17 protein-coding genes are annotated in these 12826 nt (G+C 73.8%); 12 read left to right on the forward strand and 5 right to left on the reverse strand.

What is annotated here, in order from left to right:
* Window positions 1-85: 85 nt before the first annotated feature.
* Window positions 86-367, reverse strand: a complete 282-nt coding sequence (locus ACPOLA_RS11905) for a hypothetical protein (RefSeq protein ID WP_435770652.1) — start codon at window positions 365-367, stop codon at window positions 86-88.
* 131 nt (window positions 368-498) lie between these two features.
* On the reverse strand, window positions 499-1263 hold the full coding sequence (locus tag ACPOLA_RS11910) for a helical backbone metal receptor (RefSeq protein ID WP_435770653.1): 765 nt from the start codon (window positions 1261-1263) through the stop codon (window positions 499-501).
* Window positions 1264-1341: 78 nt separating this feature from the next.
* Here ACPOLA_RS11910 and ACPOLA_RS11915 point away from each other — a divergent pair, with 78 nt between their 5' ends.
* The 3 genes from ACPOLA_RS11915 to ACPOLA_RS11925 are packed head-to-tail and all read left to right on the forward strand — an operon-like array spanning window position 1342 to window position 3254.
* Window positions 1342-1617, forward strand: coding sequence for a ferritin family protein (locus ACPOLA_RS11915; protein ID WP_435770654.1), 276 nt, complete (start codon window positions 1342-1344; stop codon window positions 1615-1617).
* A gap of 49 nt (window positions 1618-1666) precedes the next feature.
* Entirely contained in the window at window positions 1667-2014 is a 348-nt protein-coding gene (locus ACPOLA_RS11920; RefSeq protein ID WP_435770655.1) for a DUF2568 domain-containing protein, read from the forward strand.
* Window positions 2015-2045: 31 nt separating this feature from the next.
* On the forward strand, window positions 2046-3254 hold the full coding sequence (locus tag ACPOLA_RS11925) for a DNA polymerase IV (RefSeq protein ID WP_435770656.1): 1209 nt from the start codon (window positions 2046-2048) through the stop codon (window positions 3252-3254).
* Here the strand turns inward: ACPOLA_RS11925 and ACPOLA_RS11930 are convergent.
* The 3 genes from ACPOLA_RS11930 to ACPOLA_RS11940 are packed head-to-tail and all read right to left on the reverse strand — an operon-like array spanning window position 3152 to window position 4777.
* On the reverse strand, window positions 3152-3652 hold the full coding sequence (locus tag ACPOLA_RS11930) for a low molecular weight protein-tyrosine-phosphatase (RefSeq protein WP_435770657.1): 501 nt from the start codon (window positions 3650-3652) through the stop codon (window positions 3152-3154). The genes ACPOLA_RS11925 and ACPOLA_RS11930 overlap by 103 nt on opposite strands.
* Before the next feature lie 10 nt (window positions 3653-3662).
* Window positions 3663-4058: a phage holin family protein gene (locus tag ACPOLA_RS11935; protein ID WP_435770658.1), complete on the reverse strand. Its 396-nt coding sequence runs from the start codon at window positions 4056-4058 to the stop codon at window positions 3663-3665.
* 23 nt (window positions 4059-4081) lie between these two features.
* Window positions 4082-4777, reverse strand: coding sequence for a GntR family transcriptional regulator (locus ACPOLA_RS11940; protein ID WP_435770659.1), 696 nt, complete (start codon window positions 4775-4777; stop codon window positions 4082-4084).
* A 122-nt stretch (window positions 4778-4899) separates the two neighbouring features.
* Here ACPOLA_RS11940 and ACPOLA_RS11945 point away from each other — a divergent pair, with 122 nt between their 5' ends.
* The 9 genes from ACPOLA_RS11945 (at window position 4900) to ACPOLA_RS11985 (ending at window position 12699) form a co-directional block, all read left to right on the forward strand.
* The gene (locus ACPOLA_RS11945; protein ID WP_435770660.1) at window positions 4900-5838 is read left to right on the forward strand and encodes a dimethylarginine dimethylaminohydrolase family protein; all 939 of its coding nucleotides are present in this window, start codon (window positions 4900-4902) and stop codon (window positions 5836-5838) included.
* An 83-nt stretch (window positions 5839-5921) separates the two neighbouring features.
* Window positions 5922-6413 carry a hypothetical protein gene (locus ACPOLA_RS11950; RefSeq protein WP_435770661.1) on the forward strand — a complete coding sequence of 164 codons (492 nt, stop codon included), beginning with the start codon at window positions 5922-5924 and terminating at the stop codon, window positions 6411-6413.
* 165 nt (window positions 6414-6578) lie between these two features.
* Entirely contained in the window at window positions 6579-7334 is a 756-nt protein-coding gene (locus ACPOLA_RS11955) for a nuclear transport factor 2 family protein (protein ID WP_435770662.1), read from the forward strand.
* Window positions 7335-7419: 85 nt separating this feature from the next.
* Window positions 7420-7755, forward strand: a complete 336-nt coding sequence (locus ACPOLA_RS11960; RefSeq protein ID WP_435770663.1) for a hypothetical protein — start codon at window positions 7420-7422, stop codon at window positions 7753-7755.
* A 200-nt stretch (window positions 7756-7955) separates the two neighbouring features.
* Complete coding sequence (locus ACPOLA_RS11965; protein WP_435770664.1) at window positions 7956-8873, forward strand: DUF2510 domain-containing protein; 918 nt, start codon at window positions 7956-7958, stop codon at window positions 8871-8873.
* Between the two features lie 6 nt (window positions 8874-8879).
* Window positions 8880-9767 carry a hypothetical protein gene (locus ACPOLA_RS11970; RefSeq protein ID WP_435770665.1) on the forward strand — a complete coding sequence of 296 codons (888 nt, stop codon included), beginning with the start codon at window positions 8880-8882 and terminating at the stop codon, window positions 9765-9767.
* Window positions 9768-9777: 10 nt separating this feature from the next.
* Entirely contained in the window at window positions 9778-10593 is an 816-nt protein-coding gene (locus ACPOLA_RS11975) for a hypothetical protein (RefSeq protein WP_435770666.1), read from the forward strand.
* Between the two features lie 179 nt (window positions 10594-10772).
* On the forward strand, window positions 10773-11711 hold the full coding sequence (locus ACPOLA_RS11980; RefSeq protein WP_435770667.1) for a glutathione S-transferase family protein: 939 nt from the start codon (window positions 10773-10775) through the stop codon (window positions 11709-11711).
* Between the two features lie 70 nt (window positions 11712-11781).
* On the forward strand, window positions 11782-12699 hold the full coding sequence (locus ACPOLA_RS11985; RefSeq protein WP_435770668.1) for a cation diffusion facilitator family transporter: 918 nt from the start codon (window positions 11782-11784) through the stop codon (window positions 12697-12699).
* The last annotated feature ends 127 nt before the right edge of the window (window positions 12700-12826 follow it).

Genomic DNA, 12826 nt, shown 5'->3' on the forward strand with positions numbered 1-12826 from the left:
CCCCCCCCCCCCCCCCCCCCCCCCCCGGCGGGCTGGGCGACGCGGGCGTGCCGCGGGCGGGTGGGCCCGCCCACGGCGGCCGCGGTCAGGCGGTCCAGCGGATGGCGTCGTCGACGAAGTCGGCGAGCGGGTGCACGCCGCGCAGGTCGCGGCGCTGGTCCATCAGCGTCGCCAGGCGCTGGGCGTGACGGTCGCGCAGCCGCGCGCGCCGGGCGAGGCTGGTGTCGGGGCCGTCGGGGCCGTCGGGGCCGTCGGGGCCGTCGGTGGCGGTCCGGTGCGCGGCCGTGCTCTCGGTGCTGTCCGTGGTGGGGACGCTGTCGAGGTGACGGCCGGCGGACTGGGTTGCAGCAGGGGTCGTCGTGTCCATGACACCATCGTGGAGTGGTGAGGTCGCCACAAGGTTGCCCGGCGGTTACGTCCCGGTGTCCGGCCGCGTGACGCGCCGCACACCGGCGGGGCGCGAGCAGCGCCGACGTACGCGTGCTCGGGGGAGCGGGCTCACGCCTGGGTCGGCGCGAGGGCGTCGTACGCCTCGACCATCGCCGGTCCGTACCAGGTGAGCAACCGGCCCGACACCAGCCGGGTCGGCACCCGGGCGAACGCCTCGGGGCCGTCCTCGGCGCTGAACTCGTACGGCTCGTCGGGGAGCAGCACCAGGTCGATTTCCGGCCGGTCCAGCTTCGCCAGCCCCACCTTGGGGTAGCGCTCCTCGCCCGTCCCGAACACGTTGTCCCAGCCCAGCCGCCGGAGCAGGTCGGTGGTGTAGGTCCGCGGCCCGACCACCATCCACGGGTCCCGCCAGATCGGTACGGCCACCCGGGCCCGCACCGGCGGCGGCGGCCGGTCCCACCGGGCCCGGGCGTCGCGCAGCCACCGCGGCCGGGCGGCGCCCAGCGCCTCGCGGTAGAGCCGGTCGAGCGAGTCGAGCGCCTGCGGCACGGTCTCGATGTCGGTCACCCACACCGGGACGCCCGACTCGCGCAGCCGCCGCACGTCGAGCTCCCGGTTCTCCTCCTTGTTGGCCACGACCAGGTCGGGCGCCAGGGCGCGGACCGCGGCGAGATCGGGGTTCTTGGTGCCGCGGACGCGGGCGACCGGATGCCCCAGCGCGTCGAGGTCGGGATGTGTGCACCAGTCCGTCGCTCCGACCAGGCGCTCCGGGGCGTCGGTGGCCAGCGCCTCGGTGATGGAGGGCACCAGCGACACGATCCGCTGCGGCGGCCGCGGCAGGGCGACGGGGTGGCCGAGGTCGTCGGATCGCACGGGCCCAGCCTAGGAGTGCCGCCCCCGGGCATGGGTACCGCGATCGGGTACGACGACCGACGACGAAGGGAGCCCCCGATGGCAACCGGTGAGACCGGATTCGACGACGTGACCTACGACCTGATCTCGGTGCAGTATCACGCGCTGAAGGGCGGGCACGACTACGGCCAGTACGTCCGCGACGCGGAGAACGCCGGGCGCGACGACATCGCCTCCTTCTTCAAGGAGGTCATGGAGCAGGACAGCCGGCGCGCGCAGCGATGCCACGAGTTCCTGCGCGAGCTCGGCGGCACCGACAACACCAGCCCCCAGGGCGACGTGTCCGGAGGCGCGGACCCCAACCGGACCGCCTGAGCCGCGCCGCGACCCGGGTCGGCGCCCGCGCTTCGGGCATGATCGAGGCGTGGGTGCCGTGCTGGGCTGGTTCGTGCTGTTCCTCGTCTTCGTCGACGAAGTGCTCGCCGTGGTGGCCCTCGGCGTGTGGGGGTGGTCGCACGAGCCGCGCTGGCTCCTCGTGTGGCTGCCGCCTCTCGTCGCGATGACGGTGTGGTTCCTCCTCGCCTCCCCGAAGGCGCCGTACGGCGGCCCGGTGGTCCGCCCGGTGACGAAGGTCGTCGTGTTCGGCCTCGCGAGCCTCGCCCTCTGGGACGCCGGCCACCCGGGGTGGGCGGCCGCGCTGCTGGCGTTCTCGGTGGTCGTCAACGCGCTGGCCATGCCGCCGGGCGTCCGGTTCCTCACCGAGGACACCTGACCGCCGGCCTGCTCCGTGGCACGCTCGCGGGGTGAGCACAAGGGCGGACGACGGCGGGTCCCCGCGGTGGGTCCTCCACGTCGACCTCGACCAGTTCATCGCGGCGGTGGAGGTGCTCCGCCGTCCGGAGCTGGCCGGCCGGCCGGTCGTGGTGGGCGGGCGCGGTGACCCGACCGAGCGCGGCGTGGTCGCCACCGCCTCCTACGAGGCCCGCGCGTTCGGGGTCGGGTCCGGGATGCCGCTGCGGGTAGCGGCACGGCGGTGCCCCGGCGCGGTCTTCCTCCCCGTCGACAAGCCGGCGTACGACGCCGCCTCGGCGGAGGTGATGGCCACCCTGCGCTCGCTGAGCTGGGACGGGTCGCCGGTCGTGGTGCAGGTCCTGGGCTGGGACGAGGCGTTCGTCGCGCCAGGCACCGTCGGCGGCGCGCTGCCGGTGCGGACGGAGGCGGACGCGGTCGCGTTCGCGCACCAGGTCCGGTCGTCGGTGCTCGGGGCCACCCGCCTGCGGTGCTCGGTCGGCATCGGCAACAACAAGCTCCAGGCCAAGATCGCGACCGACCTCGGCAAGCCCGACCCGGGCATCCACGTGATCACCGACGAGAGCTGGTTCGCGCAGCTGGGCGACCGGCCCACGCGGGCGCTGTGGGGGATCGGGCCGCGCACGGCCGCCCGGCTGGAGGCGCTCGGGATCCGCACCGTCCGCGACGTCGCCTCCGCCGATGCCGGTGCCCTCGCCGCCGCACTCGGGCCGACGACGGGCCCGTGGTGCCGCCGGCTCGGCCGCGGTGTCGATGACAGCCCCGTCGACCCGACGCCCTGGGTGCCCCGGGCGCACGGCCGGGAGGAGACGTTCCAGCAAGACCTCGAGGACTGGACCGAGGTGGAGGCGGCGGTCCGCCGGATCACGCGCCGGGCGCTCGAGGACATCGAGCGCGAGGGTCGCCCGGCGGCGCGGGTCGGGCTCAAGCTGCGCTACCGGCCGTTCAGCACGGTGAGCCGGAGCTCCACGCTGGCGCAGCCGACCTTCGACGCCGACGTCCTGGCCGACGCGGCGGTGGCCCTGCTCGACCGGGTCGAGCGGGACCGGCCGGTCCGGTTGCTGGGCGTCCGGCTCGAGATGGTGCCGCCGGAGGGTGGCTACGACCGGGACAGGGCGGCGGCCACCTCGGAGACCAGCGCCGAGGACGTCCGCTCCACCATCGCGAGCACGTCGGCGAAGCCCGCGTCGCCGCCGAAGTAGGGGTCGGGCACCTCGCCGCCCGGGTCCTGCGGGTCGTAGTCGCGGAACAGCCTGACCCGGCCGCCCTCGACAGGTCCGAGGGCTCGCAGGTCACGCAGGTTGGCGCGGTCCATCGCCAGCAGCAGGTCGGCAGTGGCCAGCCAGGACGCGTCGACCTGCTGGGCGCGGTGCCGCGCGGCGTCGTACCCCTGGGTGGTGAGGAGTGCGGCGGCCCGCCGGTCCATCGGCTCGCCCACGTGCCAGTCGCCGGTGCCGGCGCTGACGACCTCGACCACGTCGGCGAGACCGGCCTCCTCGACCCGCGCGCTCAGCACCACGTCGGCCATCGGTGAGCGACAGATGTTGCCCAGGCAGATCACTGCGATCCGGTAGCGGCCCGGCGACCGGGGGGCCGGCACGTCGACCACCTCAGTCGTCCTCCACGCCCACGACGGCGTCCAGCACCCAGGTGGTGAGGCTGATGATGACCGCGCCACCGACGGCCGGCCAGAACCCCTCGACGTGGAACCCGATGTCGAGCAGCCCCGCCAGCCAGGCGGTCAGGTGCAGGAGTAGGGCGTTGAGCACGATCAGGAACAGTCCGAGCGTCAGCAGGATGAACGGGATGGAGAGCAGCGTCAGCACCGGCTTGACGACCGCTGTCACGGCGCAGGAGATCAGCGCGACCAGCACCAGCGGCAGGATTTTGTCCTCCAGCTCGGCCCGGCCGGCGTCGGCGCCGCTGAACCAGATGCCCTCGATCAGCTGCGCGGCCAGGGCGAGGGCCGCGGCCGTGATCGCCCAGCGGGAGAGGAAGGCCAGCATGGTCCCAGTCTGCCCGGGCGGTGCTACTCCAGGTCCAGGGCCTCGATGATCTCCACCTCGGCGTCGTCGATGTGCCTGCGGAGGAACTCGTAGGCGCCGTCGGGCCCGTCGAGCGCGCCGGCCTCCAGCAGCTTCACCAGGCCCTCGTGGGACTCGGCCTCGTCGTGGGCGTTGCGCTTGATCCGGTCGACCTGGGCCAGGGCGAGCTTGAGCTCGTCCATAAGCGCCTCGGCCATCTGCACCAGACGGGGACTCCCGGTGAGCTCCACGAGCGAGACGTGGAACGCCAGGTGGCTCTCGTTGAGCGCCTCGTAGGTGGCGGCGCCGTCGTGCACGGCGGAGAGGTAGGCGGCGAGGGTGTCGCGGACCCGCTGGCGCCGCTCGGCATCCGCGGTCGCCCACGCCTGGACGCCGGCTCCCTCGAGGACCCACCGCGCCCGGCACACGTCGCGGACCGACTCGGCCCGCGGCGTGGCGACCGTGACGCCGCGGTGCGGCTCGCGCGTGGCGAGACCCTCGGCGACCAGCACGGTCAGCGCCTCGCGCACCGTCGGCCGGGAGACGCCCAGGGACTCCGCGAGGGCGAGCTCGCGCAGCGCGGTCCCGCTCTCCAGCTCGCCCTCGAAGACGGCGCGGCGCAGCTCCGCGGCGACCCGCTCGACGGTCGAGGCGTGCTCCACGCTGAGCGTCGCGAACGGGGCCTTGGCCGGGGCGGGCATGACGCCATTGTGCCGTGAGTGGCGCGGAGGAGGGAAAGAGCGCTATGGTCCGCGTTGTCAGATTGTCTGACAATATTCGTTGCCTCGATCCACGTCGGGGCCAGGACGAGGGAGGGGCCGGGATGACCGCTGCCGCCATCCGGTGGGGCCGCCGCTACGCGATGGTCGAGCCGTCGTACTTCCGCATCGACTACGCCATCAACCCCTTCATGGATCCGGCGGTCCAGCCCGACCCGGTCCGTGCTCGCCGCCAGTGGGAGGAGCTGCGCGACGTGCTCCGCGGGCTGGGAGCGGTGCTCGAGGTGATCCCGGCGCTGCCCGAGGCGCCGGACATGGTCTACGCGATGAACCTCGGCCTGGCCGTCGTCCGGCCGGACGCGCCCGGAGCGCCCGGAGCGCCCGGAGCGGTCGGCCGGTCGGTCGTGCTCTCCCACATGCGCTACGCCCAGCGACGGGTCGAGACGCCCGCGGCGCGGGCCTGGTTCGAGGCGGACGGGCACGCGGTGGCCTACGTCGGGCGGGACGGGGTGGGCGCCCACTTCGAGGCCGGGGACGCCTTCCCCTTCCGGGGTGAGCTGGTCGTCGGCCACGGTCCGCGCACCGAGGATCTCGCGCTGAAGCACCTCGCCACCGAGCTCGGCGTTCCCGTGCGGGGCGTGCAGATCACCCATCCGGGCATGTACCACCTCGACCTGGCCTTCTGTCCGCTGGACGACGAGCACGCGCTGGTGTGCCCGTCGGCGTTCGACGAGCGGTCGGCGGCCGCCCTGCTCGAGCTGGTGCCGCGGCCGATCGTGCTCAGCGAGGCGGAGGCGATCGGCACCTGGTGCGCCAACTCGGTCGTGGTCGGCCGCACGGTGGTGATGCCCGACTGTCCGGCGCGGGTGCGGACCGAGCTCGAGGCGCTCGGCTTCGAGGTCGTCGTGGTCGACGTCTCCGAGTTCCACCTCGGGGGCGGCTCCATCCGGTGCCTGACCAACCCGCTCGACATCGCGCTCGGACGCGACCTCGAGCAGGTGAGCGGCGGCCGGGTCCTCGGCGGCGGAGCGGTCGCGGCCTGAGGCTGGGGCGGCGGCGGGCGCGGCCTGCGGCTACGGTGGCCCCGACCTGCCATCCGCCCCGCTCCCCACCCGCAGGAGGCTCGGTGCCCGGACGTCCCCCCGTCCCGCCGGACGACGGTGCCTCGGACGAGCCGCACGTGCCGGTCCCCGATGAGCAGGACGAGCAGGGCCCGGGCGGGCAGGACGGCGACGGGGCCTCCGACCTGCAGCCTCCGTCCGGTCAGGGCGTCTGGGCGACCCTCGGGGTGATCGTGCTGATCGCGGTGGTCGTCGGCGGAGCGCTGCTGCTGTCCGAGCGGACCGCGGACGACGCGGACCGCTCCGAGGCGCCGGTCAGCACGCCCGCCTCGAGCACGACGCCGACCGGAGACGACGGCTCGACGAACGCCCCGACCGGACCGCCGACCGAGATCCCCACCGACCTGCCGACGATCCCGACCGGTGACTCCACCGGCACCGCCCCGACCGGGCCGCCGACGGAGTTCACCAACCTCCCTCCGGAGTTCACCGAGCTGCCGAGCCGGATCGGGCCCTCCTCGGAGCCTTCCGACATCGACTCGCTCTTCCCGCAGTAGTCCGCCGTAGCGCGCAGCAGCGCGCCGTCGCCGGTGTCCCGGGGCGCTACGGTGTCCTGGACCTGCCACCCCCCGTCCCGCAGGAGAGCCGGTGACCCGTCATCCGTCCGTTCAACCCGTCGACGGTCCGGTCGGCGCACCCACCGAGATGGAGCAGATGAGCCCGTGAGCGACGAAGACCGGCCCTACGGCGCAGTTCCTCCCGCGGGCGGTCCACCGGGTGAGCCGCCGGGTCAGAACCCTGGCCATCCACCGGGGTATCCACCGCCCGGCAGCGCCGGTGGCCCGCCCGGCTTCCCGCCGCTGCCTCCTCCCGGTGGCGGTGACGACCGCGGCAAGGGCCTGTGGATCGCGCTCGCGCTGCTCGGTGTGCTCGCGCTCGCCGGGGTGGTGACGGCGCTCGTGCTCCTCGTGGCGGCCGACGACGACGGCGACGGCGACGGCGAGGACCGCGCGACCGACGCACCCACCGCGTCGGCGGTCACGTCGGAGGGGGCCAGCGCGCCGCCGACCACCGGCTCGACCTCCGCGCCGCCGCTCACCGACCCCCCGTCGACCGACCGCGGCACCGATCCACCGCGCACGTCGGGTGCGCCCGGAGGCACCAGCACCGCCGACCAGGTGGCCAACGACCCCGAGTCGGTCGTCGCTGCCTTCATCGACTCCGTCCTCTCCGGCGACTGCGCGACAGCGGAGGACCTGGTGACGAAGGACTACCTCGCGGACGAGGGCGACTGCAGCGAGGGGATGGTGCCCACCGAGCTCGGCGACGAGATCGAGACCGAGGTCGGCACCGCCCGGGTGAACGGCGACAAGGCCACCGTCCCGGTGACGATCACCGCGTACGGCCAGAGCGAGAAGGGCGAGTTCTACCTGACCCGGGTCGGCGATCGTTGGCTGGTCAGCGGCACCAGCGAGTGATCCCGGCCGGCCCGCCCGGCCCGAGCAGTGCGCGGAATCGGCGGAATCGGTGGAGCGCCGCCGCGGGCACTTCTAGGCTGTCGCCATGACTCAGCCGCCGCCGTACGGCGTCCCGCCGCAGCAGGGCCAACCGCAGGGCTACCCCCAGCAGCCGCCGCAGCCGGTCTACGGCCAGCAGCCGGGGCAGGGGGCGCCTCCGCCGCCCTACCTCGGAGGCGCACCCGCTCCGGCCGCCCACCCGGCGGGTGCGGGCGCTCCCGGACCGGCGCCGGCGGCGTACGGGGGCGGCTTCGGCGGGCAGGGCCTGCCTCCCGCGCCGCCGAGCAAGCCGCGGACCGTCGGCCTCGTCGTGGGCCTGATCACCACCTTCCTCCTGGTCGCCTTCGTGGCGCTGGTCGCGATCATCAGCATCGCCAACTGAGCGCCCGGCCGAGCGTCCGGTAGTGCGCCCGATCGAGCGCCCGGCCGAGCGCCACCGCGCTCGGCGGCCGCTGCGGACAGGTCGTCCGGCCCGTCGGGTGACGCCCGCTGTGGCACCGTCTGCCGGGCCGTGGGTCCGTGACATGATGCCGCCCAGTTCGAGCGGAGCCCCCACTCGTGTGCCCTGAGGAGAGATCGCGGATGTCCGACCCCAACCAGCCCTCGACGCCTCCCGGTTGGTATCCCGACGGCCAGGGCAGTCAGCGGTGGTGGGACGGCACGCAGTGGACCGAGCACACCCAGCCGCAGCAGGACGCCGGGCCGCAGGGCCCCGAGGCGCCGCAGGCTCCCCAGGTGCCGGGTGCCGACCAGGCCACCGTCGTGGCGCCCAACCGCGCTGGCGGCCAGCCGCAGTACGGCCAGTCCGGCCAGCCCGGCCAGCCCGGCCAGCAGCCCGGCCAGCCGGTGTACGGCGCTCCCGCCGGCCAGCAGCAGTACGGCCAGCAGCAGTACGGCCAGCAGCAGTACGGCCAGCCCTCGTACGGCCAGCCGGGCGGCTACGGCACTGGCGGCGCGGGCGGTGCAGGTGGTGGGAGCAAGAAGCTGCTCCTGATCGCCGGAGGCGCGGTGGGCGGCCTGGTGGTGCTGCTCCTGCTCGTCGTCGTCCTGGTGAAGGTCGTGGGCGGCGGCAGCCCGGAGGACGTGACGCGGGACTTCCTGGCCGCCCAGTTCGAGGGCGACTACGAGAAGGAGTGCGAGCTCCGCTCCGAGGACTACCAGGACAACCTGCTCAGCGAGTACGACGTCGACGACTGCGCCGAGTACGCCGAGGAGCGCGCGGAGCGCGACGAGGAGGAGAGCGAGGAGTACGAGGACGAGTACGACATCTCGCTCGACGACATCCGCGGCAACTTCGACTACGAGATCGAGGTGACCGACGTCGACGAGAAGGGCGACGACGAGGCCGTCGTGGAGGTGAAGGAGAGCTACGAGTACACCGAGGACGACGAGTTCCTCGAGCAGGCGCTGGGCGGCGACGAGCGCAACTCCGAGACGACCGAGTACCGGCTGGTGAAGGAAGACGGCGACTGGAAGGTCGACGGCACGGGCGGCGAGTAGGCCTCGGTGCGCGCCACGACCGCCTTCCTGCTCGTCGTCGTCGCGACGCTGCTGGCGCCGCTGGCCATCGCCGCGACCTGGGTGACCGCCCGCGTGGACGACCGTGAGTCGTACGTCGCGACGGTGGCCCCGCTCGCCGAGGACCCCGAGGTGCGGCGGCTCCTGGCCGATGCCGCCGCCGACGCGACCGTCCAGGCGCTCGAGCAGCACGTCCCCGTCGGGCTGCCCGCCTCGGTGGACGACTGGGCCGCCGCGGCCGCTGCGACGGTGGTGGCCAGCCCGGCCTTCCCGGAGTTCTGGCGGGAGGCGAACGCGCAGCTGCACGCCGACGTCCTGGCCCTCGTCGAGGACCCGGACGCGCGGGCCGAGGGCTACGTGATGGTCGACGCCAGCCCGCTGGTCGGCCAGGTGCTCCTCTCCCTGGAGGAGCGGGGCCTTCCCGTCGGGCTGCTGCCGGAGATCCCGCTCAACGTCCCGGTGGCGCCGGAGTCGCGCCTGGTGGCGGTCAGCGACCGCTACCGGCTGGTCCAGACCGCCGCGCGCTGGCTTCCCGTCATCTGGCTGGCGCTCGTCGGCTGCGCGGTGCTGGTGGCCACCGGCTGGCGCGGACGGGTGCGGACCCTCGGGCTGGCCCTGCTCGGGGTCGCGGCCGCCGCCGTCGTGGTGCTCCTCGCCGCGGACCCGCTCGCGGAGCTCGCGGTCGAGCAGGCCGAGGTGGGGCGGGAGCGGCTCGCCGGCGTGATGCTCGACACGGTGCTGGAGTCGCTGTCGCCGTACGCGCGCGGATTCCTGCTGGCAGCGCCGGCGGGTCTGTTGCTGGTCGCCGCCTCGTTGTGGCCCAGGCCTCGCGAGGATTCTCCGATTCCGCGTACGGACGGGCGACTCGCTCAATAGGCTTCCGCTCGTGAGTCACCAGTACCCCAGCCCCGGACAGCCGGGCGAGCAGCCCCCGACCCAAGTCGCCCCGCAGGGCGGCCAGGCGCCGGGAGCCCCGCAGTACGGCACGCCCGGCGGCTACCCGCAGCAGGGCGGCTACCAGCAGAGCGGCTACCCGCAGCAGGGCGGCCCCGGCGGCTACCCCGGTGGCGGGGGCGGCTACCCGGGCGGTCCTGGTGGCCCCGGAGGGTTCCAGGCTCCGCCGACGGGCGGTGGCGGCAGCAAGAAGGGCCTGATCATCGGCATCGTGGCCGCCGTCGTGGTCCTCGTGCTGGCGGTCGGCGCCGTGCTGTTCTTCGTCCTCGGCGATGACGACGACGACAACAAGACCGCGAAGGACGACGAGACGTCGCAGTCGGCCAGCAGCTCGCCCACCAGCGAGTCGCCGACCACGGAGGCGCCGCCGACCACCGAGGTGCCCCCGACCACCGAGACCACCACCGACGGTGGCCAGACGCCCACCGACTCGCCGACGATCGCCTCGCAGGCGTTCCTCGACTCGCTGCTGGAGGGCGACTGCCTCGCCGTCGAGGGCCTGAGCACCCCGGAGTACTTCAAGCGCGAGTTCGGCGACCAGGCCGGCTGCAAGGCCAACGCCGGCAACCTGGAGATGTCCAACGCGGAGTACACCTTCGACGACCCGGTGATCACCAACACCACCGCGCTCGTCACCGGTGACGTCTACGCCCCCAACACGGGCAAGACGCTCAACTCGATCTGGACCCTGCAGGCCAGCGGCGGGCAGTGGCTGGTCGACGGCTTCACCTACACCGAGGGCGGCTGACGGCCCGCTTCTCGTGAGCTCCGGGGGCAACTGACCCCACAACAGCTGCCCTCGGACGGTCGGGCCGCGGTGACCGTGTGTCGCCGCGGCCCGACTCGCATCTCCAGGCCCCCGGCGCGCCGAGTGCGTCGGTGCGTCGGGAGGAGGCTGGCCCACCACCGCGCTCCTACGCTGGGTCCATGGCTGAGCCGACGAAGGCGTTCGAGCGCGACATGAACTATGTGCCCGACCGGATCACCCGCGACGGCCGGACGCCGGAGTTCGGCCCGGTGCACGGCGAGCTGTGGCCGGTGGAGCCCGGTCGCTACCGGCTGGTGGCCGCTGCAGCGTGCCCGTGGGCCAACCGCTCGATCATCGTCAGGAAGCTGCTGGGCCTCGAGGACGTCATCTCCCTCGGGATGCCGGGCCCCACCCACGACGAGCGGAGCTGGACCTTCGACCTCGACCCCGGCGGCAGGGACCCGGTACTGGGCATCGAGCGGCTCCAGGAGGCGTACTTCGCGCGCTTCCCCGGCTACGAGCGGGGCATCACGGTGCCGGCGGTGGTGGAGGAGGCCACCGGCAAGCTGGTCACCAACGACTTCCCGTGGATCACCCACGACCTCTTCCACGAGTGGCGCGACTTCCACAAGGAGGGTGCGCCCGACCTGTGGCCCCGCCGGCTCCGCGAGGAGATGGAGGAGGTGATGCAGCGCGTGTTCACCGAGGTCAACAACGGCGTGTACCGCTGCGGCTTCGCCAAGTCGCAGGAGGCCTACGAGGAGGCCTACGACCGGCTCTTCGTCGCGCTCGACTGGCTGGAGGAGCGGCTGACGCACCAGCGGTACCTGATGGGTGACGCCATCACCGAGGCCGACGTCCGGCTGTTCACCACTCTCGCCCGGTTCGACCCGGTCTACCACGGCCACTTCAAGTGCAACCGGCAGAAGCTGACCGAGCTGCCGGCGCTCTGGGGCTATGCCCGCGACCTGTTCCAGACGCCCGGGTTCGGCGAGACGATCGACTTCGAGCAGATCAAGCAGCACTACTACGTGGTGCACGCCGACATCAACCCCACGCAGGTCGTGCCGAAGGGGCCGGACACCGACGGCTGGCTGTCCCCGCACGGTCGGGGCTGACCCCCGGGTCCGCCTGCCCGCCCCGCCCGCCCCGTCCGGCAGGCGCCGGGCCGGTCGCTACGGTGGACCGGTGGGTGCAGGTCACGGTCATGGGCATGCCGCGAGCAGGGCCGCCGACCGCTCGCGACTCCGCAGGGTGCTCGCCGTCACGGCGGCGATCCTCGGCGTGGAGCTGGTCGGCGCGTGGCTGACCGGCTCGCTGGCGCTGCTCGCCGACGCCGGCCACATGGCGACCGACGCCGGAGCGGTGGTGCTCGCGCTGGGAGCGTCGTACGTCGCCTCGCGGCCCGGCCGTGGTCCCTCGACGTTCGGCTACCACCGGATCGAGGTGATGGCCGCGCTCGTCAACGGCGCGGTGCTGCTCGGGGTCTGCGGCTACCTGGCTTGGGCGGGGGTCTCGCGGCTGGCCGATCCGCAGCCGGTGGAGGCCGGCGCGATGGTGCTCTTCGCCCTGGTCGGGCTGTCCGCGAACGCGGTGTCGATGCTGATCCTGCGGCGGGCCGACGCGTCGTCGCTCAACATCCGAGGGGCGGTCAACGAGGTCCTCGCCGACCTGCTCGGCTCGCTGCTGGCCGTCGTCGCGGGCGTGGTGGTGCTGCTGTGGGGCTGGCACCGGGCCGACCCGGTCGCCTCGCTGCTGATCGCCGCGCTGGTGCTGCCCCGCGCCGTCCTGCTGATCCGCGACGCGGGACGGGTGCTGCTGGAGATGGCGCCGGCCGACCTCGACCTGGCGGCGGTGCGGCACCACCTGCTCCACGCCCCCGGAGTCGTGGACGTGCACGACCTCCATGCCTGGACGATCACCAGCGGCATGACCAGCCTCTCGGCGCACGTCTCGGTCACCGACGAGATGCTCGCCCAAGGCGTCGGCGAGGTGCTCGACGCCCTCTGTGACTGCGTGGCGGCGCACTTCGGCGTCGAGCACACGACCTTCCAGGTGGAGCCCGTCGGGCACCGGAGCCACGAGCACCTGGGGGAGATGCACTGAACCGGGCGAGGAGCGCTATCGTGTGAGATGCGTGTGGGCCGCATCACAGTCACGCCACCCCTGTGACCGTGCCGGACCACCCAGATGACCCCGACCCATCCCGCGGAGACCCCGTCGGGGGTGGAGG

It is taken from the genome of Nocardioides proteolyticus (assembly GCF_051280635.3).
GTDB lineage: Bacteria > Actinomycetota > Actinomycetes > Propionibacteriales > Nocardioidaceae > Nocardioides.

Excerpts from the sequence above, each read along its gene's own strand:
- ACPOLA_RS11915 (WP_435770654.1), top strand. The coding sequence starts at position 1,342 with ATGGCAACCGGTGAGACCGGATTCGACGACGTGACCTACGACCTGATC.
- ACPOLA_RS11935 (WP_435770658.1), bottom strand. The coding sequence starts at position 4,058 with ATGCTGGCCTTCCTCTCCCGCTGGGCGATCACGGCCGCGGCCCTCGCC.
- ACPOLA_RS11980 (WP_435770667.1), top strand. The coding sequence starts at position 10,773 with ATGGCTGAGCCGACGAAGGCGTTCGAGCGCGACATGAACTATGTGCCC.
- ACPOLA_RS11945 (WP_435770660.1), top strand. The coding sequence starts at position 4,900 with ATGACCGCTGCCGCCATCCGGTGGGGCCGCCGCTACGCGATGGTCGAG.
- ACPOLA_RS11965 (WP_435770664.1), top strand. The coding sequence starts at position 7,956 with ATGTCCGACCCCAACCAGCCCTCGACGCCTCCCGGTTGGTATCCCGAC.
- ACPOLA_RS11905 (WP_435770652.1), bottom strand. The coding sequence starts at position 367 with ATGGACACGACGACCCCTGCTGCAACCCAGTCCGCCGGCCGTCACCTC.
- ACPOLA_RS11940 (WP_435770659.1), bottom strand. The coding sequence starts at position 4,777 with ATGCCCGCCCCGGCCAAGGCCCCGTTCGCGACGCTCAGCGTGGAGCAC.
- ACPOLA_RS11960 (WP_435770663.1), top strand. The coding sequence starts at position 7,420 with ATGACTCAGCCGCCGCCGTACGGCGTCCCGCCGCAGCAGGGCCAACCG.